The 20,784-nt window shown below is 68.6% G+C and carries 19 protein-coding genes and 1 pseudogene; 11 read left to right on the top strand and 9 right to left on the bottom strand.

Translation table 11 applies throughout. The features are described from left to right. The first annotated feature begins 34 nt into the window (after positions 1-34). Positions 35-292 (top strand): hypothetical protein, encoded by a 258-nt coding sequence (locus CEK29_RS11875; protein ID WP_094800108.1) that lies wholly within the window; start codon positions 35-37, stop codon positions 290-292. Positions 293-298: 6 nt separating this feature from the next. Here CEK29_RS11875 and CEK29_RS11870 read toward each other — a convergent pair whose 3' ends face one another. After that, positions 299-2,137 (bottom strand): glycoside hydrolase family 15 protein, encoded by a 1,839-nt coding sequence (locus CEK29_RS11870; RefSeq protein WP_094858216.1) that lies wholly within the window; start codon positions 2,135-2,137, stop codon positions 299-301. Continuing rightward, positions 2,137-2,952: a glucose 1-dehydrogenase gene (locus CEK29_RS11865; RefSeq protein ID WP_094858215.1), complete on the bottom strand. Its 816-nt coding sequence runs from the start codon at positions 2,950-2,952 to the stop codon at positions 2,137-2,139. Before CEK29_RS11865 ends, CEK29_RS11870 begins: the two co-directional genes overlap by 1 nt. A gap of 303 nt (positions 2,953-3,255) precedes the next feature. On the opposite strand from CEK29_RS11865, the gene CEK29_RS11860 reads away from it, so the two are divergent. Further along, positions 3,256-4,032 carry a 2-keto-4-pentenoate hydratase gene (locus CEK29_RS11860; RefSeq protein ID WP_094800111.1) on the top strand — a complete coding sequence of 259 codons (777 nt, stop codon included), beginning with the start codon at positions 3,256-3,258 and terminating at the stop codon, positions 4,030-4,032. A gap of 67 nt (positions 4,033-4,099) precedes the next feature. On the opposite strand, the gene CEK29_RS11855 is transcribed toward CEK29_RS11860, so the two are convergent. After that, a complete protein-coding gene (locus CEK29_RS11855) occupies positions 4,100-5,008 on the bottom strand; it encodes a LysR substrate-binding domain-containing protein (RefSeq protein WP_094800112.1) in 909 nt (302 codons plus the stop codon). A gap of 150 nt (positions 5,009-5,158) precedes the next feature. Here CEK29_RS11855 and CEK29_RS11850 point away from each other — a divergent pair, with 150 nt between their 5' ends. The 3 genes from CEK29_RS11850 to CEK29_RS11840 all read left to right on the top strand — a co-directional run bounded on the left by CEK29_RS11850 (position 5,159) and on the right by CEK29_RS11840 (position 7,701). Beyond that, on the top strand, positions 5,159-6,067 hold the full coding sequence (locus CEK29_RS11850; RefSeq protein ID WP_094858214.1) for an NAD(P)-dependent oxidoreductase: 909 nt from the start codon (positions 5,159-5,161) through the stop codon (positions 6,065-6,067). Positions 6,068-6,135: 68 nt separating this feature from the next. Then, the gene (locus CEK29_RS11845) at positions 6,136-7,101 is read left to right on the top strand and encodes a Bug family tripartite tricarboxylate transporter substrate binding protein (RefSeq protein ID WP_094800114.1); all 966 of its coding nucleotides are present in this window, start codon (positions 6,136-6,138) and stop codon (positions 7,099-7,101) included. Positions 7,102-7,125: 24 nt separating this feature from the next. Beyond that, positions 7,126-7,701 carry an amino acid synthesis family protein gene (locus CEK29_RS11840; RefSeq protein ID WP_369597736.1) on the top strand — a complete coding sequence of 192 codons (576 nt, stop codon included), beginning with the start codon at positions 7,126-7,128 and terminating at the stop codon, positions 7,699-7,701. A gap of 78 nt (positions 7,702-7,779) precedes the next feature. Here the strand turns inward: CEK29_RS11840 and CEK29_RS11835 are convergent, their stop codons facing one another. Further along, positions 7,780-9,363 carry a TerC family protein gene (locus tag CEK29_RS11835; protein ID WP_094858213.1) on the bottom strand — a complete coding sequence of 528 codons (1,584 nt, stop codon included), beginning with the start codon at positions 9,361-9,363 and terminating at the stop codon, positions 7,780-7,782. A gap of 466 nt (positions 9,364-9,829) precedes the next feature. On the opposite strand from CEK29_RS11835, the gene CEK29_RS24105 reads away from it, so the two are divergent. Then, positions 9,830-10,465, top strand: coding sequence for an Hsp20/alpha crystallin family protein (locus tag CEK29_RS24105; protein WP_255176142.1), 636 nt, complete (start codon positions 9,830-9,832; stop codon positions 10,463-10,465). Beyond that, positions 10,462-12,864 (top strand): endopeptidase La, encoded by a 2,403-nt coding sequence (gene lon, locus CEK29_RS11825; protein ID WP_094858211.1) that lies wholly within the window; start codon positions 10,462-10,464, stop codon positions 12,862-12,864. The genes CEK29_RS24105 and lon overlap by 4 nt, the downstream gene beginning before the upstream one ends. A 65-nt stretch (positions 12,865-12,929) precedes the next feature. Here lon and CEK29_RS11820 read toward each other — a convergent pair whose 3' ends face one another. Beyond that, positions 12,930-14,585: a rhodanese-like domain-containing protein gene (locus CEK29_RS11820; RefSeq protein ID WP_255176150.1), complete on the bottom strand. Its 1,656-nt coding sequence runs from the start codon at positions 14,583-14,585 to the stop codon at positions 12,930-12,932. A 78-nt stretch (positions 14,586-14,663) separates the two neighbouring features. Beyond that, a pseudogene (locus CEK29_RS24100) lies at positions 14,664-15,176 on the bottom strand (cysteine dioxygenase); the annotation flags it as partial. A 505-nt stretch (positions 15,177-15,681) separates the two neighbouring features. Here CEK29_RS24100 and CEK29_RS23690 point away from each other — a divergent pair. The 4 genes from CEK29_RS23690 to CEK29_RS11805 all read left to right on the top strand — a co-directional run bounded on the left by CEK29_RS23690 (position 15,682) and on the right by CEK29_RS11805 (position 18,332). After that, entirely contained in the window at positions 15,682-15,981 is a 300-nt protein-coding gene (locus tag CEK29_RS23690; RefSeq protein ID WP_141217922.1) for a hypothetical protein, read from the top strand. Next, entirely contained in the window at positions 15,978-17,177 is a 1,200-nt protein-coding gene (locus tag CEK29_RS11815) for an EAL domain-containing response regulator (RefSeq protein WP_094858209.1), read from the top strand. The genes CEK29_RS23690 and CEK29_RS11815 overlap by 4 nt, the downstream gene beginning before the upstream one ends. A 163-nt stretch (positions 17,178-17,340) precedes the next feature. Further along, positions 17,341-17,964, top strand: a complete 624-nt coding sequence (locus CEK29_RS11810) for a response regulator transcription factor (RefSeq protein ID WP_094800121.1) — start codon at positions 17,341-17,343, stop codon at positions 17,962-17,964. A 53-nt stretch (positions 17,965-18,017) separates the two neighbouring features. After that, entirely contained in the window at positions 18,018-18,332 is a 315-nt protein-coding gene (locus tag CEK29_RS11805; RefSeq protein WP_176456888.1) for an Hpt domain-containing protein, read from the top strand. Between the two features lie 187 nt (positions 18,333-18,519). Here CEK29_RS11805 and CEK29_RS11800 read toward each other — a convergent pair whose 3' ends face one another. The 3 genes from CEK29_RS11800 to CEK29_RS11790 all read right to left on the bottom strand — a co-directional run bounded on the left by CEK29_RS11800 (position 18,520) and on the right by CEK29_RS11790 (position 20,684). Beyond that, the gene (locus CEK29_RS11800) at positions 18,520-19,248 is read right to left on the bottom strand and encodes a TerC family protein (protein ID WP_094800123.1); all 729 of its coding nucleotides are present in this window, start codon (positions 19,246-19,248) and stop codon (positions 18,520-18,522) included. A gap of 109 nt (positions 19,249-19,357) precedes the next feature. Further along, complete coding sequence (locus CEK29_RS11795) at positions 19,358-20,149, bottom strand: anti-sigma factor family protein (protein ID WP_249279029.1); 792 nt, start codon at positions 20,147-20,149, stop codon at positions 19,358-19,360. Beyond that, entirely contained in the window at positions 20,142-20,684 is a 543-nt protein-coding gene (locus tag CEK29_RS11790) for a sigma-70 family RNA polymerase sigma factor (protein WP_094800124.1), read from the bottom strand. Before CEK29_RS11790 ends, CEK29_RS11795 begins: the two co-directional genes overlap by 8 nt. Positions 20,685-20,784 lie beyond the last annotated feature (100 nt).

The following is a 20,784-nucleotide window of genomic DNA, read 5'->3' as shown; positions in this document are numbered from 1 at the left end:
TTTCAGCCCGGTCTCAGGTAAATCAGGAAATGACATGAGCAGAGAGAACGTCCGCAAACTCCTCTCGATGACCGCCGGCGACACGGAGCTGCGCGAACGCGTGGAACGCCTGTGCGATGGCAACACCATCGGCTCCGCCGCGCGCGTGGTGCGCCTGGCCGAAGACCTCGGCATTTCTTTCCATATCGAGCCGTTTCTGGCGGAGATGCACGAGCGCGTCGAAGCCGCGCGCGCCAAGGCCGTGGCCGACGGCCGCGCCCCGGAGAGCGCGGCCCGCTGGCGTTTTCACTGAGCCGGCTCAGTCCTGCGGCGCTTCGCGGCTGGCGCGCTGCTTCGCCGGCCCCTCGGCCTGGTTGAGGTTGTAGGCAGTGTTGACCAATCCGATGTGCGAGAAGCCCTGCGGGAAATTCCCGACCAGGCGGCCGTGCACCACGTCGTACTCCTCGGCCAGCAGCCCGAGGTCGTTGCGCAGGCCGAGCAGCTTGTCGAACAGCCGATTGGCATCTTCCAGCCGCCCCTGCATCGCGTAGGCATCGGCCAGCCAGAAGCTGCACGCGAGAAACGCGCCCTCCTCGCCTTCGAGGCCATCGTCGGTCTTGGCCATGCTGTAGCGCCGCAGCAGCCCGCCCTGCAACAGGTCTTCCTCGATGGCGCGGATCGTGCCGTGCACCCGCTCATCGTCCGGCGGCAGAAAGCCCACCTGCGGAATCAACAGCAGGCTCGCATCGAGCGCCGTCCCGCCGTAATACTGCACGAAGGTATTGCGCTGCGCGTCGTAGCCGTGCGTGAGGATGTCGTCGCGGATGCGCTCGCGCAGCGCGCGCCAGCGATCCAGCGGCCCGGCCAGACCGAACTGTTCGCATGACTTGATCGCGCGATCGAACGCCACCCAGCACATCAGGCGCGAATGCGTAAAGGCCTGCTTGGGCCCGCGCACTTCCCAGATGCCGTGGTCGAGCGAATCCCAGATCTCCTCCAGGGGCTTGAGAAACACGTTCTGCAGGCGCCACGCCTCGGCCATCGGCGCCAGGCCGGCCGCCCGTGCCGCGTGCAGCGTTTCGATCAGCTCGCCATAGACGTCGAGCTGGATCTGGCCGAAGGCGCCATTGCCCACCCGCACCGGCTTGCTGCCGGCGTAACCGGGCAGCCAGGGCACGTCGTGTTCCGGCAGCCAGCGCTCGCCCGCAATGCCGTACATGATGTGCAATTGATCGGGATGCCCGGCGGTGGCGCGCAGCAGCCACTGGCGCCACGCCTCGGCCTCTTCGCGATAACCGGCGTTGAGCAGCGCATAGAGGGTGAGCGCCGAATCCCGCAGCCAGCAATAGCGGTAGTCCCAGTTGCGCTCGCCGCCCACGTGCTCGGGCAAGGAGGTGGTGGGCGCGGCGACGATACCGCCCGTCGGCGAAAACGTCAGCAGCTTCAGCGTGATGAGCGAACGCACCACGGCCTGGCGGCGCGGGCCGTCGGGCCCCTCCCAGTGGCAACGATGCGCCCATTGTTGCCACCAGCTGATCGTGCGTTCCAGGCTCTCCAGGCGGTCGGCCACGAAGTGCGGCGTCTTGTGCGAGCGATGGTACGAGAGCGTGAACGGCACGACTTCGCCCTGCCGCACCGTGAATTCGGCGGTGCTGATCATGTCGTGCCCGTCGAGCGCGACCGGCGTGTGCAGCTCCACGGCGTCGGGGCCGGCGATCGCACTCAGGCCGTAATCCCGCCGCCTGACCCACGGCACGGCCTGACCATAATTGAAGCGCAGCACGAGCTCCATGTTCATGTCGACGCTGCCATGCAGGCCGCGCACCACGCGCACCAGATCGACCTTCTCCTCGTCTTCCGAGAGCGGCATGAAGTCATGCACGAGGACCGTGCCGGTGCTGGTGTCGATGCGCGTCTCGAGCACCGCGGTGTCGGGCACATAGCTGCGCGTGACGCGGGCCTCGGGGTCGGCGCCGCTCAGCCGCCAGCGGCCGTGCGAGGCGTCGCCCAGCAGCGCGGCGAAGCAGGCCGGCGAGTCGAAATGCGGAAGGCAGAGCCAGTCGATCGAGCCGTCGCGCGCCACGAGTGCCGCCGACAGCATGTTGCCGATCAGCCCGTAATCCTCGATCGGCTTGGGGTAGGTGCTGGCACTGCGCATCAGCCCGCCCCCCGGAACTCGGGATATAAGGTCATGCCGCCATCGACGAACAAGGTGGTGCCGGTCACGTAATCCGAATCGTCGCTCGCCAGCCACACGGCCGCGCGACCGATGTCATCGGGCTCGCCGATGCGGCCATACGGAATCAGTTTGAGCAGATCGGCCAGGGCCTCGGGCGTGTCCCAGGCTTCGTGATTGATGGGCGTCCGGATCGCACCGGGCGCGATGCTGTTCACGCGGATGCGACGCGGCGCCAGCTCCTGCGCGAGCGAGCGCATCAGCAGATTGATGCCGCCCTTCGACGCCGCGTAGTTGGCCTGGAACGCCCACGGGATGACCTCGTGCACCGAGCTCATGAAGATCATGGTGCCGCGGGCGCGCCGTTCGCCCTCGGGCGCCTCGCGCGCCAGAAAATGGCGTGCTGCCTCGCGCGCGCACAGAAATTGACCGGTGAGATTGACGTCGATCACGCGGCGCCATTGATCGAGCGTCATCTGCTCGATCGGCGAAGGCTGTTCGATGCCCGCGTTGTTGACCAGAATGTCGAGCGGCCCGAAGGCCGCCTCGGTCTGCGCATAGAGCTGCGCGACCTCGTCTTCGCGGCTGACGTCCGCCTGCACCGCGATCGCGGTGCCGCCGTCGCGCGCGATGTCGTCGACCACCTTCTGCGCACGCGCGGCCGACTCGCCACCGCTGCTGTGATTGACGGCCACCCGCGCGCCCGCCTGCGCCAGCGCCACGGCGACCGCCTGACCGATCCCTGACGATGCGCCGGTCACGATCGCACAACGCCCATCCAACACCTTCAAAGGCATGCCTGTCTCCTTAGGACAACGGCCGGCGCGTTCACGCCGGCGAATGGCAGCCTCCCCTATTTTTTTACACAGCTTAGCGGGGCGCGCGCCGCGCGACAACCATTGCGCGTGAGGCCGCGCCAGGCATGGCGCTTGCCCCCGCGCGGGTTTGCAAAGCCCTGCGCAACGTCCGCCGGCACGCGTCAAACCTTGCGATCGGCTGAACACGAGCCCTTTCGACTTTACATACACTATGGCTCCCGCCGGCCCGGTCTCGCGCATCGCTGAAGCGCCACCAGGCCGTTGCATGTTGGAGTCTGCATCATGGAAGTCCGTATCGAACCTTATCCCGGCTGCGACGAGGCCGCGCATTATCTGCTCGCCGCGCGTCAACGCGGCGAGCCCGGCCCGCGGCTGCCCGACCACTGCCGTCCCGCCACCCTGGGGCAGGCCTTCGCCGTACAGATGCGCACCGCCGAACTGCAGCAGGCCCAGGGCGCGCCGATCGCCGCCTGGAAAAGCGCGGTGCCCACGCCGGAGAAGTTCGCGGTCGCCCCCATCTACGCACCGGCGGTGCATCTGAGCGAACACGGCAGCGCGCCGGCCGCCGACGCGCTGGTGCGCATCGAGCCGGAGATCGCCTTCGAACTCGCGCGCGATCTGCCGCCACGCGCCGCCCGCTACACCCGTGCCGATGTCGACGCCGCGGTCGGCCGAAGCCGGCTCGCGCTCGAAGTGCTGGGCTGCCGCTACAGCGCGCCGCAGCACGCCAGCCTGCCCGAGCTGCTGGCCGACCACATGTTCAACCAGGGCCTCGTGCTCGGGCCCGAGATCCACCAGGACGCGCCCGCGCGCCTGCCGATCACGGTGCATGTGGACGACGCGCTGCAGGAAGATCACGACGGCGTGCACCCCAACGACGAACCGCGCGCCGGCCTGTATTGGCTGGCCGAGTTCCTGCGCGCACAAGGCCTGGGCCTGCGCGCCGGCCAGCACGTCATCACCGGCTCATATGCCGGCTACATCGACGTGCCCGCCAACCGCGCCGTGCGCGTGGGCTTCGGCGACCTGGGCGAGATGGCGCTGCGCTTCGTGCGCTGACGAGATCGGGCGGCGCACGCGCGCCGCCCCACCACGCCGCGCGACGGGCGCCGTGCAGCCACGGCCCTCAGCGCACGCCCCCCGACTCGCGCGCCCGCGCGTAGTCCTTCAAGAGCCGCATGAAGCGCTGCACATGACGGCTCGGGCGCTCGAAGCCGGAGCGCACCAGGCTGAGTTGCAGCGGAATCGACTCCTGCAGCGGCCGCACTTCGATGCCGGGCCAACCGGCCTGCTGGACCGAAAATTCATCCACGATGGCCACGCCGACGCCCGCGCGCACCAGCGCGCAGGCGAGCTCGGCGCGCACGATGTCGGCCGTGGCGTGCCAGCTCACGTCGGCGCGCTGAAAGGCCGCCGCCACCAGCTGACCGAACGGAATCGAACGGCTGTACAGCACGAGCGGATACGCGGCCAGCTCGGCGAGGCTGACCGCCCGGCGCGACGTCAGCGCGTGACCGGTCGGCATGATGCAGACCATCTGCCCCGTGGCGAAGGGCTCCACGACCAGATTGGGATGATCGATCGGCAGCACGGACACCGCCAGCTCCGCCTTGCGGCCCAGCAGCTCGTGCGCCATGTCGGACAGCAAGGTGGTGTGGTACTTGAGCCGGACGTTCGGATACTGCGCGAGAAAGCGCGCGACCACGGTCGGCACGAAGTTCAGCGCGAGGCTGGGGCTCGAGCACAGCGCGAGCGCGCCGTCCGGGCGCAGCGCCAGGTCGCGCGCCAGCTCGTCGATGCGCACCGCCTCGTCGAACAGCGGCCCGACTTCCTCGAACAGCCGCAGCGCCTCGGCCGTGGGCGTGAGCTTGCCGCGATCGCGCTCGAACAGCGCGAGCCCCAGCGATTGCTCGGTGTGCGCGATCAGGCGGCTCACCGCGGGCTGCGAGACGAACAGCAGCTTGGCCGCGCCATTCATCGAGCCCGTGAGCATCACCGCCCGGAACACTTCCATCTGTCGCAGCTTGAATCGCATCGCCCCCTCCCGGCGGCACTCTTCCGATAATCGAATGTTATACCCCCCTGCCAACTGCGCATAAGGCGAATCCGCGGGTTTTCGGTAGGATTTTCCGCAGGCGGGCTCTGCCAAGCCGGCCTTCCGAAGTTGATTCGATAAGGATTCTGCATGACGCTGAAACTGGGATTCGTGGGCCTGGGCATGATGGGCCTGCCCATGCTCGAAAATCTGGCCCGCGCCGAGGGCCTGGACATCCTCGCGCACGATCGTGCCGAGGCGCCGTTCGAACGCCTGGCGCGCCATCCGGCCTGGCAGCGTTCGCTACACCGGGCATCCGATCTGGCCGCGCTGGCCGACCGCGAGCTCATCATCACGATGCTGCCCAACAGCACGATCACCAACGCGGTGATCGCGGGGCCGGGCGGCCTGGCCGAACGCCTTGCGCGCGGCGCCACCGTCGTCGACATGGGCTCCTCCAATCCGGCCGACACCCGGCAGCTCGCCGCGCAGCTGGCCGAACGCGGCATCGGCCTGATCGACGCGCCCGTCTCCGGCGCGGTCGCCAAGGCCGCCACCGGCACGCTCGCGATCATGGTGGGCGCCGCGGCGCCCGATCTCGAGCGCGTGCGGCCGGTGCTCGCACACATGGGCACCACCATCATCCATACCGGCGCGGTGTCGTCGGCCCACGCCATGAAGGCGCTCAACAATTACGTGTACGCGGCAGGGCTGCTCGCCGCGTCGGAAGCCCTGCTCATCGCCGAGCGCATGGACCTGGACCTCGGCATCTTCACCGAAGTGCTGAACGCCTCCAGCGGGCGCAACGTGGCCACCGAAACCAAGCTGCGCCAGTTCATCGTGCCCGGCACGTTCAACGGCGGCTTCGCGCTCGGCCTGATGGCCAAAGACCTCGGCACGGCCGACAGCCTGCAGGCGCTGGCCGGCGTCCAGACCGAGCAGTTGGCGCTCTGCACGCGCCTGTGGCGCGAGGCGCGCGAGCAACTGCCCGCCACCGCCGACAACACCGAGATCTATCGCTATCTGCGCGAACGGGCCAGCGAGAACGCCCCGGCCTGACGCACGCCCACGCAAGACGGACGGCACCGCACGACGGCGCCGCCGACACCGACAACAGGAGACAATCCATGCAGCCCCTTCTTCGCCGCCTCGCGCTGGCCGGCGCCGTCTGCGCGTTTGCCGCCGGCAGCGCGCTCGCCGCCTATCCCGACCGCCCGATCCGCCTGGTCGTGCCCTTCCCGCCCGGCAGCATCACCGATGTGGTGGCGCGCACGCTGGCCAAGGACATGGCCGACGACCTGGGCCAGCCCATCGTGGTGGAAAACAAGCCCGGCGCCAACGGCATCATCGGCACGCACGACGTGGCGCGGGCCAAGCCGGACGGCTACACGCTCGTGATCGTGGGGGTGTCCACCGCCGCCAGCGGCGTGAGCCTCTTCAAGGATCTGCCCTACCACCCGGCGCGCGACCTCACCGCCATCGGCGCGATCGCCGAGACGCCCTATCTGCTGGTGGGCTCGCACGACATGCCCGGCACGACGGTCGCCGACCTGTTCGCCTACGGCAAGAAGAATCCCGGCAAGCTCACCTATGCCTATGGCTCGGGCAGCGCGCAGGTGTTCGGCGCGAAGCTGGCCACCATGGGCGGCATCAACGTCACGCCGGTGCCCTACCGCGGCGGCCCGCAGGCCCTCACCGACGTGATCGGCGGTACCGTGGACATGACCTTCACCGATCTCGCCAACGGCCTGCAGCAGGCGCGCGCCGGCAAGGTGAAGGTGTATGGCGTGAGCACGCCGCAACGTTTCGCGCTGACGCCCGACGTTCCCACCCTGAACGAGACCGGCGCGCCCGGCTTCGACCTCACCGTGTGGTTCGGGCTGATGGGGCCGGCCAATCTGCCGGCCGACCTCACGCAGCGGCTGTCGCGCTCGCTCACGCAGGCGCTCGCCCGCCCCGAGCTCCAGGAAACCTACGCGCGCCAGGGTCTGTCGCCGCTGCGACAGGGCCCCGCCCAGTTCGGCGCGTATGTCTCGAGCGAGATCGACAAGTGGGCCGCCATCGTCAAGGAAACCGGCATCCCGCCGCAATAAACCAACAGGGAGATTCGTATGTCATTGATCGAAATCCGCAAACGCGCGCTGCTGAAAGAGACCACGTATCACGAGAACGGCCCCGCGCCGGACCAGCCGCTGATCCTCGCAGCCGCGTGCGCCGTGATTCGTAACCCCTACGCAGGCCGCTACGAGCCGGACCTGATGCCCTTCATGGCGGAACTGCGCACGCTCGGCACCGAGCTCGCCACCGAGCTGGTCGATACGCTCGGCGGCAAGGACAACGTCGAGGTCTACAGCAAGGCCGCGATCGTCGGGATCGATGGCGAGATGGAGCATGGCGCCGTCTGGCACGAGGCCGGCGGCTGGGCCATGCGTACCGTGCTGGGCGAACCCAAGGCCATGGTGCCCGCCGTGAAGGCGGTGGCCAGCGCGGGCTATCGCGTCATGGTGCCGGTGCACTACATCCATGCCTCGTACGTGCGCAGCCATTTCAACAGCATCGAGATCGGCATCCAGGACGCGCCGCGTCCGCGCGAGATCCTGTTCGCGCTGGTGATGGGCACGGGCGGCCGCGTCCATTCGCGCCTGGGCGGGCTCACCAAGGAAGCGGTCAAGGTGCACGACGGCCAGCGCTGAGACCGGCATCGCCAAAAAAACGGCCGCGGGGATCGCTCCCCGCGGCCGTTTTCATGGTGCGCGCGATGCGCGGACCGATCAGGCCTCGTCGGCCTCCTGCGGCACCATGTGCACCGCACGAACCTGGGCGATGCGGCGGCCTTCGACGCGCATGACCTCGAAGCGCCAGTCGCGCCACGACACCACCGTGCCGACCGCGGGCAAGGTGCCCGAGGCGCGCAGCAGGCAGCCTGCCAGCGTCGCGTCGTCGGGATAGTCGCTGGCCAGCTCGTAGGCATCGAGCATGCGGGCGACCTCGGTGGTCTCCAGGCGGCCGTCGAACACCCACGCGCCATCGGCCATGCGGGCAGCGCCCGGCGTGGCATCGTCGGCGTGGTCGGGCAGATCGCCGGCCACGGCGGTCAGCAGATCCATCGGCGTCACGAGGCCTTCGCACACGCCGTGCTCGTCGACCACGATCAGCAGGTGTTCGCGCGACTCGCGCATGGCTTCGACCAGCTTGAGCACCGGCATCGTTTCCGCAACGTAGTGCGGCTCGTGCGCCAACTCGATCAGATCGACCGGGCCCGGCGCGCGCAGCGGCTCCATCACATCCTTGAAGTGCAGCACGCCGATCACGTTGGAAGGGTCGCCGTTGCACAGGGGCAGACGCGAGTGACCGCGCGCGAACTTCTCCAGCACCACGTCGGCGCTGTCCTTGACGTCGAGCCAGACCATCTCGCCACGCGGCACCATGATGGCGCGCATGTCGCGGCTACCCATGGACAGCACGCGCTCGATCATGGAGCTCTCTTCCGGCGCGAAGGCGGGCTCTTCCGAGTCCGGATCGCCGGCATGCGCGGGTTCGGGCGCGCCATGCGCATCGCCGTCGTGGCGATCGGCACGCAGGAGGCGCAGCACGGCGCGCGCCGTACGTTCGCGACGGCCCAGGCCGTGCACATCACGCGTGGTGTTGCGGCGGGCCAGCTGGTTGAACAGCTCGATCAGGATCGAGAAACCGATGGCCGCGTACAGATAACCCTTGGGGATGTCGAAGCCCAGGCCTTCGGCCACCAGGCTGAAACCGATCATCAGCAGCAGGCCCAGACACAGGATGACCACGGTCGGGTGACGGCCCACGAAGGACATCAACGGACGGCTGGCCAGCATCATCACGATCATGGCCACGATCACGGCCGTCATCATGATGCTCAGTTCCTGCACCATACCCACGGCGGTGATCACCGAGTCGAGCGAGAACACGGCGTCCAGCACCACGATCTGCAGGATCACCTGCCAGAACACGGCGTGCTGCGCGCGCTTGCCACCGCCGCCATGCGCGCGCCCTTCGACGCGCTCGTGCAGCTCCATGGTGCCCTTGAACAGCAGGAACATACCGCCCAGGATCAGGATCAGGTCACGGCCGGAGATCTCCGCGCCGAACACCGTGAAGAGCGGCGCGGTGAGCGTCACCACCCACGCGATACTGGCCAGCAGGCCCAGGCGCATGATGAGCGCGAGCGACAGACCGACCAGGCGAGCCTGGTTGCGCTGATGCGGCGGCAGTTTGTCCGCCAGGATCGCGATAAACACCAGGTTATCGATGCCGAGCACGATCTCCAGCACGATCAGTGTCGCCAGGCCCAACCACGCAGTGGGGTCGGCCATCCAGTCAAATATCATCTGAGGTCCTCAGGAACAAGAAGCAGGAATGCGCGGCGCACGCCACGATGGGCGTGCGCTCGGCGCGTAGACAGGGGAAGCAAAGCGAAGCGCCACGCGCGCGGGGCGCGGCATGGCGTATAGGCGTGAAGCGGGGCGACGTGGCCGCACGCGAGGCGGGGCCGGGGGTCGGAAGCCGACGTGCGAAGGCGCGGCCGCGGGGGCGGCGCGAGACGTGGGCGGATGGCGCAGCGAACGCTGCGCACGGCATGATCGGGTTGGCCGGCGGCGTGGCTTTCACGGCGCCGACCCTACTAGGAGGCTCGTCTTTCATAAAGGCGGTTTACCGTCTGGATCAGGCCACGCCGCGGAGGGCGAAACCGCCATCATCAGGATGGCGGCTTGTGCTGGCAAGACGCACGCCATGAGGGCGACGCATCTGACCGGGGCCTGCCCGGGCCGCACCGCGCATAGGCGCCGTGCCGGCATGGGACTGGACGGATTCCCGCAGTACTCTCTTTCTTACAGGACTCTGAATATTACCTCAAAAATCCTGCAGGTCCATGGCAGCGCGCACGCGCGGCCCGCCGCCATCCGCCCCGCCCCTTACGCATCGCGGCCGGCGGTGCGAACATCAGGCATGGCGGATGCGGGCGCCTCGCGCTTGAAATCGGTGTCCACACCACCATCTACCTCCCATGGTCAAGAGGGCGAGTTCATGAGATCGCGCGATTTTTCTACCTGGGTCTGGGGCGACGCGCTGGCGCTGCTTCAGCATGCGGAGCGAATGCAGCGTCAACTGCTTCGCTGCACCGATGATGCGCACTGCTGGGAACCCGCAGTGGACATCATCGAAACCGACACCGACATCACGGTCATCCTGGCCGTGCCGGGTGTGTCGAGCGACAACATCGTCGTTCGGTTCGACCCGGACGGCATCACCATTTCCGGCCTGCGGCCCTTTCCGGCCGCCTACCGCTCCCGCATCCATCGTCTGGAGATTCCGTATGGCCGCTTCGCGCGCCGTATCCGGCTCTCGCTGCATGCGCTCGAGCCAGTCACCCCGCAACTGCGGGACGGCTGCCTGATCCTTACCCTGAACAAACTGAGGGAGGCCCCATGACGGACCTGCGTACCCTGCCCGACGATGCCCGCATCATCATTCCGTTGCGCGACGCCGTGTTGTTTCCCGGCGTGCTGTCGCCCGTTACCGTGAGCCGCGGCATCTCCGTGGCCGCGGCCCAGGAAGCCGTAAAGGCCGAGCGCCCGGTCGGCTTCCTGCTGCAACGCGATCCTCAGAAAGACGTGGTGACGCCCGACGACCTCTATTGGGTCGGCACCGAGGGGCCGATCGCCCGCTACATCACGGGCCAGGACGGCGCGCATCATCTGCTCGTGCAAGGGCAGGCGCGCTTTCGCGTGCTCGAGTTCCTCGAAGGCTGGCCCTTCATGGTGGCGCGCGTGGCGCTCATCGAGGCGGCCGCCGACAGCGACAGCGAGATCGAGGCGCGCTTCCTGCAGCTCAAGCGCCAGGCGGCCGATGCGATCGCCCTGCTGCCCAATGTGCCCGACGAGCTCGCGGCCGTGGTGCAGGGCATCGAATCGCCCGCCCTGCTGGCCGACATGGTCACCAATCTGATCGACATCAAGTCGGACATCAAGCAAGACATCCTCGAGACCTTCGATCTCGCGCGCCGCCTCGACAAGGTGATCACGCAGCTCGGCGCCCGCCTCGAGGTGCTGCGGCTGTCCAAAGAGATCGGCGAGCGCACGCGCGCGCAGTTCGACGAACGTCAGCGCGAGACGGTGCTGCGCGAACAGCTGCGCCAGATCCAGAAGGAGCTGGGCGACGCGGGCGACAACAGCGCGGAGCTCGAGCAGCTCCAGGAGGCCATCGACAAGGCCGGCATGCCCGAAGACGTGCTCAAGCACACGCGCAAGGAGCTCGCGCGCCTGCAGCGCATGGGCGACACGAGCGGCGAGTACGCGATGCTGCGCACTTATCTCGAGTGGCTGACCGAGGTGCCCTGGAAGCCCGCGCCGCAGGAGCCCATCGATCTGGCGCAGGCGCGTGCCGTGCTCGATAAAGACCACTTCGGCCTCGACAAGATCAAGCGGCGCATCGTGGAGTATCTGGCGGTGCGCAAGCTCAATCCCTCGGGCCGCAGCCCGATCCTGTGCTTCGCGGGCCCGCCGGGCGTGGGCAAGACCTCGCTGGGTCAATCGATTGCGCGCGCAACCGGACGCGAGTTCCAGCGCGTGGCGCTGGGCGGCGTGCACGACGAAGCCGAGATCCGCGGCCATCGTCGCACCTATCTCGGCGCCCTGCCCGGCAACATCATCCAGGCGATGCGGCGCGCCGGCACGCGCAATGTCGTGCTGATGCTCGACGAAATCGACAAGCTCGGCGCGGGCGGCTTTCATGGCGACCCGGGCAGCGCGTTGCTGGAGGTGCTCGATCCCGAGCAGAACCACAAGTTCCGCGACAACTACCTCGGCGTGGACTACGACCTCTCGCAGGTGATGTTCATCTGCACGGCCAATGCGCTCGACACCATTCCGGGGCCGCTGCGCGACCGCATGGAGATCATCCAGCTGCCGGGCTATACCGAAGAAGAGAAGATCCAGATCGCACGCCGCTATCTGGTGGCGCGGCAGCGCGAGGCCAACGGCCTGAAGCCCGAGCAGGCCACGGTGACCGAGGCGGCCCTGGCCGGCATCGTGGGCGATTACACCCGCGAGGCCGGCGTGCGCAATCTCGAACGCGAGCTGGGCGCCGTGTTGCGCCACGCTGCCGTGGAGATCGCCGAAGGCAAGGCCACCGAGGTCACCATCGACGCGCCGGACCTGCCCGCCATTCTGGGCCCGCAGCGCTTCGAAAATGAAGTCGCGCTGCGCACCGCCGTGCCCGGCGTGGCGACGGGACTGGCCTGGACGCCGGTGGGTGGCGACATCCTCTTCATCGAAGCGAGCAAGACGCCCGGCAATGGCCGATTGATTCTGACGGGCCAGTTGGGCGACGTGATGAAGGAATCCGCCCAGGCCGCGCTCACGCTGGCCAAGACCTGGAGCGGCGACGCGATGGACAAGATCGACGTCCACATCCACGTGCCGGCGGGCGCCACGCCCAAGGACGGTCCGAGCGCCGGGGTGGCGATGTTCGTCGCGCTCGCTTCGCTGCTGTCGGATCGGCCCGTGAGCGCCAACGTGGCCATGACGGGCGAGGTCAGTCTGCGCGGCCTCGTCCTGCCGATCGGCGGCGTCAAGGAAAAGACCCTGGCCGCACTGCGGGCCGGCATCACGACCGTGATGCTGCCGCGGCGCAACGCCAAGGATCTGGACGACGTGCCCGCCGAAGCCCGCGCCAAGCTGCGCTTCGTGTTGCTGGATCGGGTCGAGGACGCCTTGCGCTGCGCCATCGATGGCGAGTGCGCGCCGGCGCCGGGCACGGCACCGGACGGCGCGGCGGCGGCGGCGCGTCAGCCCGAGCCCGCCGAGGCCCAGGCGCCCAAGCCGCACTGAAGCGCGCGGCGCCGCGGCCCGCCAGCATGGCGGCCCCTGCCCTCGTGGCCGGGGCCGCCTTTTATTTACACCACCCGGAACCCGTGCGTGGCGTCGCGCGCGAGCTGGTCGACCAGCCCGTATTCCCAATCGAGATAGCCTTGCATGGCTTCGACCGGGTTGTCGGTGCCTTCGTACGGCCGGCGATAGCGATCGTCGGCCGGCGAGCGCCAGACCTGCGGTTCGCTGACCAGCGCGCCCCCCTGGGCGGTCCACGCATCGGTGCCGCCCTCGAGGATCGCCACCGGCACATCGATGGCATGGCGCGCCAGCGCGGCCGTGAGATCGGCCCAGGCATAGGCCGCCAACCGGCCGTCGCCGGAGGTCAGCACGACGCGCGTGGCTTGCGCCAGCCCCGGCGCGAGCGCGTCGAAGCCCGAACGCAGCGCGAACTCGGCCTGGGCGATATGCCCCTTGCGATACGTCAGGCTGGGCGCGAGATCGAGCAGGACGGTGCCCGGCTGCATCAGCCAGTCGCGCAATTGATCCGGCGCGATGCGCGCCCGCGTGGCGCCCTCGGGCTCGGGCGGCAGCGTCTGCGCCGGCGCGCCCACCGCGAGCGTCACGCCCGCGCGCTGCGCGTCGGCCGCGTCGAGCACATAGACATCCCAACCCATCTGCGCGAGCCACGATGCCGTCATGTCGGCGCGCACGCCCGCGTCTTCGTCGATGCCGTCCGTCAGCACGATGCGGGCGCCGCGGACGGGCACCACGTGATCGGTTTCCTGCACGAGCTGACCGCCCGGCGCGTTCGCGAAGCCGGGCAGATGGCCGGCTTCGTACAGCTCGGGCTGGCGCACGTCGAGTAAATAAAGGCCGCGGGCCGGGTCGCGCAGGGTGTCGAGCTCCGCCCAGGTCACGCGCTTCACGCCGGCGCGGTCGGCCACCTCGCGCGCGCGCAGGCGCGCCGTGTTGCGGTGGCCCGCATCGACCTCGGCGGGATGACGGCGCGATTGGCCGTGCTCGAGCGTGAGCCCGGCCAGCGTCCAGCCGATCGTGCCGTTGCGCAGCGCGAACACCGGATTGGGCAGACCGGCATTCACCAGCGACTGGGTGCCGATGATGCTGCGGGTGCGGCCCGCGCAATTCACGATCACCGTGGTGGCCGGATCCGGCGCGAGCTCGCGCACGCGCAGCACGAGCTCGGCGCCCGGCACGCTGGTGCTGCCCGGAATGTTCATCGTGTGATATTCGTCGTAGCGGCGCGCGTCGACCACCACCACGTCGGCGCCGCGCTCGAGCAGCGCGTGGACCTCCGGCGCGGGCAACGAAGGCGTGTGCCGGTGCGCCTCGACCAGTTCGCCGAACGACTTGCTCGGCACGTTGACGTCGCAGAACAGCTCGCCGCCGTCCGCCGCCCAGCCGGCCAGGCCGCCCGCCAGCAGACTGACTTCGGTGTAGCCCAGCTCGCGCAGACGCCGGGCGGCGCGGCGGGCCAGGCCCTCGCCGTTGTCGTAGACCACCACGGGCGTGTCCCGACGCGGAATGCGGCGCCAGGCCTGCAGCTCGATCTGCGAGTACGGCAGGTTGGCCGCGAACAGCGGATGCGACACCGCGAACGGCGCCTCTTCGCGCACGTCGAGCAGCGCGACCTCGCGGCCCGCGATCAGATCGGCCCGCACCGCCTGGGTGGCGCGCTGCGGGAACGCCCCCGGCTGCGCCGCGCCCCAGAGATTGGGCAGCGGGGCATCGCTGTAGCCCGAGATGAACGGCTTGATCTCGCCGGACTCGGTATAGACCGAGCGCCGGATGCTGCCGATATCGGCGCCGTACACATGGATGCTGATCGAGACCTGGTCGTTGTGCACATTGCTCACGCGGTGCACGTCGTGCCCGGGCGGCCAGACGGCCTCGACCTGACCGGGCACGAGCACCACGGGCGCGCCGTCCGCGATCCAGTTGCCTTGCGCGTCGCGCGCATAGCGTTGCGAGCGCTCGGCGCCGCGCAGCATGCCGATCAGGCCCCAGACCGTGTGATCGTGGACCGGCGTGGCCTGCCCCGGGCCCCAGACGAAGCTCACCACCGAAAAGCGCCCGCCCGGATCGGCATACAGCAGATATTGCGCGTAGCGATCGGGCTGCGGTTGGGCGTAGGCGTCGGGCAACCAGTCGTCGTGGCGCACCAGGTCGCGCAGCAGCGCGGCGCCCTGCGTCAGGGCGGCGTCGCGGTCCGCGCCCCCGGCAAGCAGATCCGAGAGGTCGGAGACGAAATCGCGCAGGCGGTCCAGGCGCGGGGCCGGCGCGGCGGCGCCTTCGGTGGGGTTCGCTGACATATCTGGAGCTAGAGAGAGTGGAATTCGGTGAGAAAAAACCGTCCGAACCAGGTCTGTCCCGTAAAAAAACTGGAATGACCCCGGAAAAATGGCTCTTATTCGAGCATTAATCCCAAAGCCCGGCCCTTATATTCAGGCCAGCGCTGTCCGGCGGCGCGATCCTGACAGTATGCCAAACCATGGCAGCCATTCCTGCCCAGGGTCGCCCGATTATCGTCATATCGATATACCGTGCCTGCCGCCCGCCGCTTTGCGACCGGGCCGAGCGGGCCGGCCGGGCCTGCCCCATCCGTTGACCCGGGACGCCAGGCCCTCTGGCGCCCAGCCCTGTGTAGTTTGCGAGGAAAGCGTTGTGAGAAGGTATGCGTTGCCCCGTGCGGCCGGGAAACCGGCCTCGCGGCCTGCGGCATTCAGCCGTCTTTCAGTCCTGCCCGCGCCCGCGCGCGCCCTGACACGCCACGCGCTGTCCTGACTCCACACGCCAGCCTCGCGCGCAGATCCCGACATGAAAATAGTTGCGCTTAATTTGACTGCGGTGCATGCCATCGCCGCGGCCCCCGGGTCGCTCGGATTGGCAAAGTTTCTCTGTACCTTTCTTGCACGCCTGCGTGAACGCATCCAGTCGCTGATATTCGACTGGTTCGCGCGCTTGGAGATTCGCGCCCGACCGGATATAAATCTGGCAAAAGCCGCGCCCAGCCAGGCGCCACGCCATTCCAGCCCGGTTTCCGCCCTGGCTCAGGCGCGATCCTGCCGCTGGCCGGCCTATCGCGGTCACCGTATCGCACTCGGCGACAACACATGAACCGGCCCGCCATCCTCGTTCTCGAAGACCATCCCGTGCAGCGGCTGGTCATGGTGCGCGCCCTCGAGACGCTCGGACACTCGCGCATTCTCCAGGCCACGGAAGGCGAACAGGCGCTCGCCCGCCTCGCCGAACACGGCCCCGTCGACATCGTCATCTGTGACATCAAGCTGCCCGGCATGGACGGCACCGCCTTTCTGCGCGAGTCCAGCAAGCGCGGCCTGGTCAAATCGGTGATTCTGAGCAGCGACGTCAGCAGCGACCTCACGGCCGCCGTGCTGCACATGGCCAGCCTGTTCGGCATCCGCGTGCTGGGCGACCTCGGCAAGCCGCTCAAGCTCACCCGCCTCGAAACGCTGCTGCGTCGCTACGAGTCCGACGCGGACCAGCTGCCCGGCCAGGCCCCCGCCGCGCCGGTGTTCGTCCCCACCGCCGCCGACATTCAGGGCGGCCTCGGTCGGGGCGAGTTCATCCCCTACTTCCAGCCCAAATTCGACATCCGCACGCTCCAGCCCGCGGGCGCCGAGGTGTTGGCGCGCTGGAACCACCCCGAACACGGCATTCTGGGCCCGGGCGTCTTTCTCAATCAGGTCAAGGAGTGCGACGAGCTCGACCGCCTGACCTGGGCGCTGAGCGAGTCCGCCATGGCCCTGGCGGCGCGCGCGGTGATGAAGGGCCGCCCCGCCAGCCTGGCCATCAACGTCGAGACCAGTCAGCTGGCCTCGACCACGCTGCTGCCCACGCTCGAAGACTCGCTGTTGCGCCATGCCCTGCCGGCCACCGCGCTCACGATCGAAGTGACCGAGACGGGCCTGCTAGCCGCGCAGGCCACGACGCTCGAGACCCTCGTGCGGCTGCGCCTGCTGGGTTGCACCGTGGCGATCGACGATTTCGGTACGGGCTTCTCCTCGATGGAGCGGCTCTGCAACCTGCCCTTCAATCAGCTCAAGATCGACGCCTCGTTCGTGCGCCGGCTGCCCGGCGACTCGCGCAGCGAGAGCGTGATCGCGGCGACGCTGTCGCTGGCCGAAAGCCTGGGCATCGATGTGGTCGCCGAGGGCATCGAAACCGCGGAGCAGCGCCATGCCCTGCTCGACATGCGTTGCGCGCTGGGTCAGGGCTATTGGTATGCCCGGCCGATGTCCAGCGCCGACTATGAGTCCTGGCTGTTCAATCCCATGGCCGCCTGGACCTGATCGGCATACGGGCCGCCGGCCGACGCCGGCGGCCCGCGCTACTGGGGGGTGAAAAGTCAAACATCTCTCTGACATTGCTCGTGACGGGCCACCGCTCGGCGCTATCGTTACGTGTTGCCCGCGCTTCGCGCGCCGGCGTATCCGATCCGCCCCTCCCCCCGGCATGCACAACATCCTCATCATCGATGACCACCCCGTCACGCGTTACGCGCTGGGCGCCCTCCTTGCCCGCGAAGGCTATCTCGTCGCCGGCGAAGCCGCCGAGGGCCGCCACGGTCTGCAACTCGCCCACGAGCTCAAGCCCGATCTGGTTCTCGTCGATCTCGGCCTGCCGGGGCTCGACGGCCTCGAAGTGATCGCCCGGCTGCGGGCCCACGGCGCCACGCCCCGCATCCTGGTGCTGAGCTCGCTGCCCGCCGCCACTTACGCGCGCCGCTGCCTGCAGGCGGGCGCGCACGGCTTCGTCTCCAAAGAAGCCGACACCCGCGACCTGATCGCCGCGGTCCAGGCCATTCTTTGCGGGTACTGCTTTTTCCCGTCCGAGGCACTGTCCGCCGCCACCCTCGACCCGGTCCCCGACGACGCCAGTCTGCTCGCCCAGTTGTCCAACCGCGAGCTGGCCGTGCTCAAGCAGATCGCCCAGGGCGCCTCCAACAAAACCATCGCCGAAGCCCTGTGCCTGAGCAACAAGACCGTCAGCACCTACAAGGCGCGGCTGCTGGCCAAGCTCAACGCCAGCACGGCCTTCGAGCTGATGGAATTCGCGCAACGCACCGGGGTGAGCTGAGCATGCGCGCCGCACCGGTCCCCCTCGTCTTCGACCGCCGCCAGATACTGTCCTTGAGCGACGGCGACAAGGCGTTCACGCGCACCCTGCTCACGCGCCTGATGCAGACCAACCGGTCCGACATCCGCGCACTGCTCGCCTCGCACGCCGCGGGGTCCGCCCCGGCGGTGGCCGCGCGCGCGCACCGGATCCGGGGAGGCTGCTCCATCGTCGGCGCGGGCCGGGTCGCGGCCCAGGCCCTGGTGCTGGAATCCCACCTCGAAGCCCACGGGCTCGACGCCCGCAGCGGCCGCGCCGCCTGGCGCCTCGCGCGTCGCATCCTCGAGCTCGAGCGCGCCTTGCTGGCGTGGCTCGCGTCCTTACGCTAGGCCGCGCCGCGCGGGCATTGCCGCCGTCCGCACGCCGCCAGCGCCCCATCGCTCACATCGCGCCGCTCTAACCCCGCCGCTCGCGCGGCGCCGACCCACAAAAAAAGAGAGGCGGTGCTGTGCGCACCGCCTCTCTTCATCGTCGATCCGTGCGCCCCGGCACCGTGCCGGGGCGTGTCTCAGATCATCAGACGCCTTCGCGGGCCGGCACGGCCTGCGCCTGACGCGCCAGCTTGCGCGAGGCAAACCACTTGCCCAGGCCGATCACGATGATGACACCGGCCACTTCGGCGGCCAGCTTGGCCATGGTCGGGATTTCGCCGAAGCGGTTGGTGATGACCACGTCGGTGACCAGCATGCCGCCGGCAATCCAGCCCAGCAGACCGGCGCCGATCGTCACGACCATCGGGAAGCGATCGATCAGCTTCAGCACGATGGTGCTGCCCCAGATGATGATGGGCACGCTCACGACCAGACCGAAGATCACCAGGCCGAGCTGGTGGGCTTCGTCGGCGCCCTGCGCGGCGCCGGCAATGGCGATCACGTTGTCCAGGCTCATCACGAAGTCGGCCACGATGATGGTCTTGACCGCGGCCAGCACCGAGGTGCCGCCCTTGATGTTGCTATGCGCATCACCCTCGGGAATCAGCAGCTTCACACCGACCCACAGCAGCAGCAGCGCGCCCACGACCTTGAGGAACGGAATGGTCAGCAGCGTGAGAGCGAAGCCGATCAGCAGCACGCGCAGGCCGATGGCGCCGGCGGTGCCCCACAGGATCCCCTTCATGCGTTGCTTGGGTTCGAGGTTGCGGCAGGCCAGCGCGATCACCACCGCGTTGTCGCCGCCCAGCAGGATATCGATCAGGATGATCTGGAAAACAGCCGCCCAACTGAGCGTTTGCAAAAACTCAAGCACGTGAAAACTCCTGTGAACAGAGAACAAAAACAAAAACCCGACACGCCCGGCGGGAAACCGCCCCGCGAAACGCGCGTTTCAACCCCGTCGGGGCAGCGGGCGGGGTTGCCTACATCGGACGCACCAAGGCAAGCGAAAGCTGCCCGGCGACCTGCGCAAGATCGGTCTGGGGTTGATCGGTGGTGACGGCATAGGCCCATTCGCCCTGCTGCCAATAGGCGACGCCGGCCACACCGGCCTCCGTCACCCGCGACACGACGGGCGGCTGGTCCTCGCGGACCTCGGCCGCCTTGCCGGCAAAAATCGACAGCACGCCCAGGCCGCCGGCCTCGAGCGCGACTTCCACGCCGGGGCCGCTGCGCGACGGAAACACCTGCACGTCGCGCACTTGCCAGTCGTGCGGCAGCGCCGGCAGGCGAATGCCCGTGGTGCGCAGAATCTCGTCGGCATCCAGATAGGTGATGCGCGGCTGCGAATGCATGGTGGCGCGCATCTGCGCCGTGCGATGCGCGATCAGTGCGTCTTCGACGAAAGTGGGCACGTTCTGCGCCACCGCGAACCGCATGTCCGGATGCCACGCCCCATAGGCCATGTGGCCGGCCCAGCCGATCGCGAGCAGGATCGCGGCCACCGCGATATAACGCAGCCGCTCGACCCAGGCCAGGCGGTCCAGCCCCTGTTGCAGGTCGAGGGCGGTGCGCTCGCAGCGCATCGGCGTGTCGGCGGGCGGCGGCAAGGCGCAGCGCAGCGCGTCACGCACGCGCAGGTCGGCCATCACGCGCATGGCCTCTTCCGGGTTGTGCGACAGAAATTCCTCGACCTCGATCCGGCGTACCGGATCGAGCTGGTCGTCGACGTAGGCGTCGAGATCCAGATCGGTGATCGGCAAGGTTTCAGACATCGGTCCCTCCCACGACGCGCAGGCGGCGGGCGGTCTGGCCCGTGGCCTCGAACTCGCGCAAGGCGGCACGCGCCCGGCCCAGCCGGGACATCAAGGTGCCGACCGGCACATCCAGCACGCGCGCCGCTTCCTGATACGACAGGCCTTCGAGCGTGACCAGGTGCAGCGCCTCGCGCTGATCCAGCGGCAACTGATCGAAGGCGCGGCGGATCTGCTGCAGGCGAACGTGATGCTCCTGCGGCGCGGCCACGGCGGCGCTCTCGCTTTCCTCGCCGCTCCAGGACTCGACGTGCGCGGCCGCGTTGCGGGCCCGCCGCCATTCGCTCACGAACACGTTGTGCAGAATCGACATGAGCCACGCGCGCGGATTGCCGTTGCCCTCGGCGCGCCAGGTGTGCCGCCGCTCGTAAGCGCGGGCCAGCGCCTCCTGCACGAGGTCATCGGCATCGTGCGGATTGCGGGTCAGCGTGCGCGCATACGCCCGCAGGGCGGGCAGTTGGGCGGACACGGAGAATTCGGTCTGGGGCGCGGTCATATAGTCGTAGACGCCTGGCAAACGGCTTTAATCCGCTTTCAATCGCCTTTCTTACAATTTTCTGAATTCTAGCTGACTTCAGAGCGGGAAGTCGTCCGAC

The sequence above is a fragment of the Bordetella genomosp. 5 genome, from assembly GCF_002261475.1.
Lineage (GTDB): Bacteria > Pseudomonadota > Gammaproteobacteria > Burkholderiales > Burkholderiaceae_B > Bordetella.
This window is presented reverse-complemented; position numbering and strand designations above follow the sequence as displayed.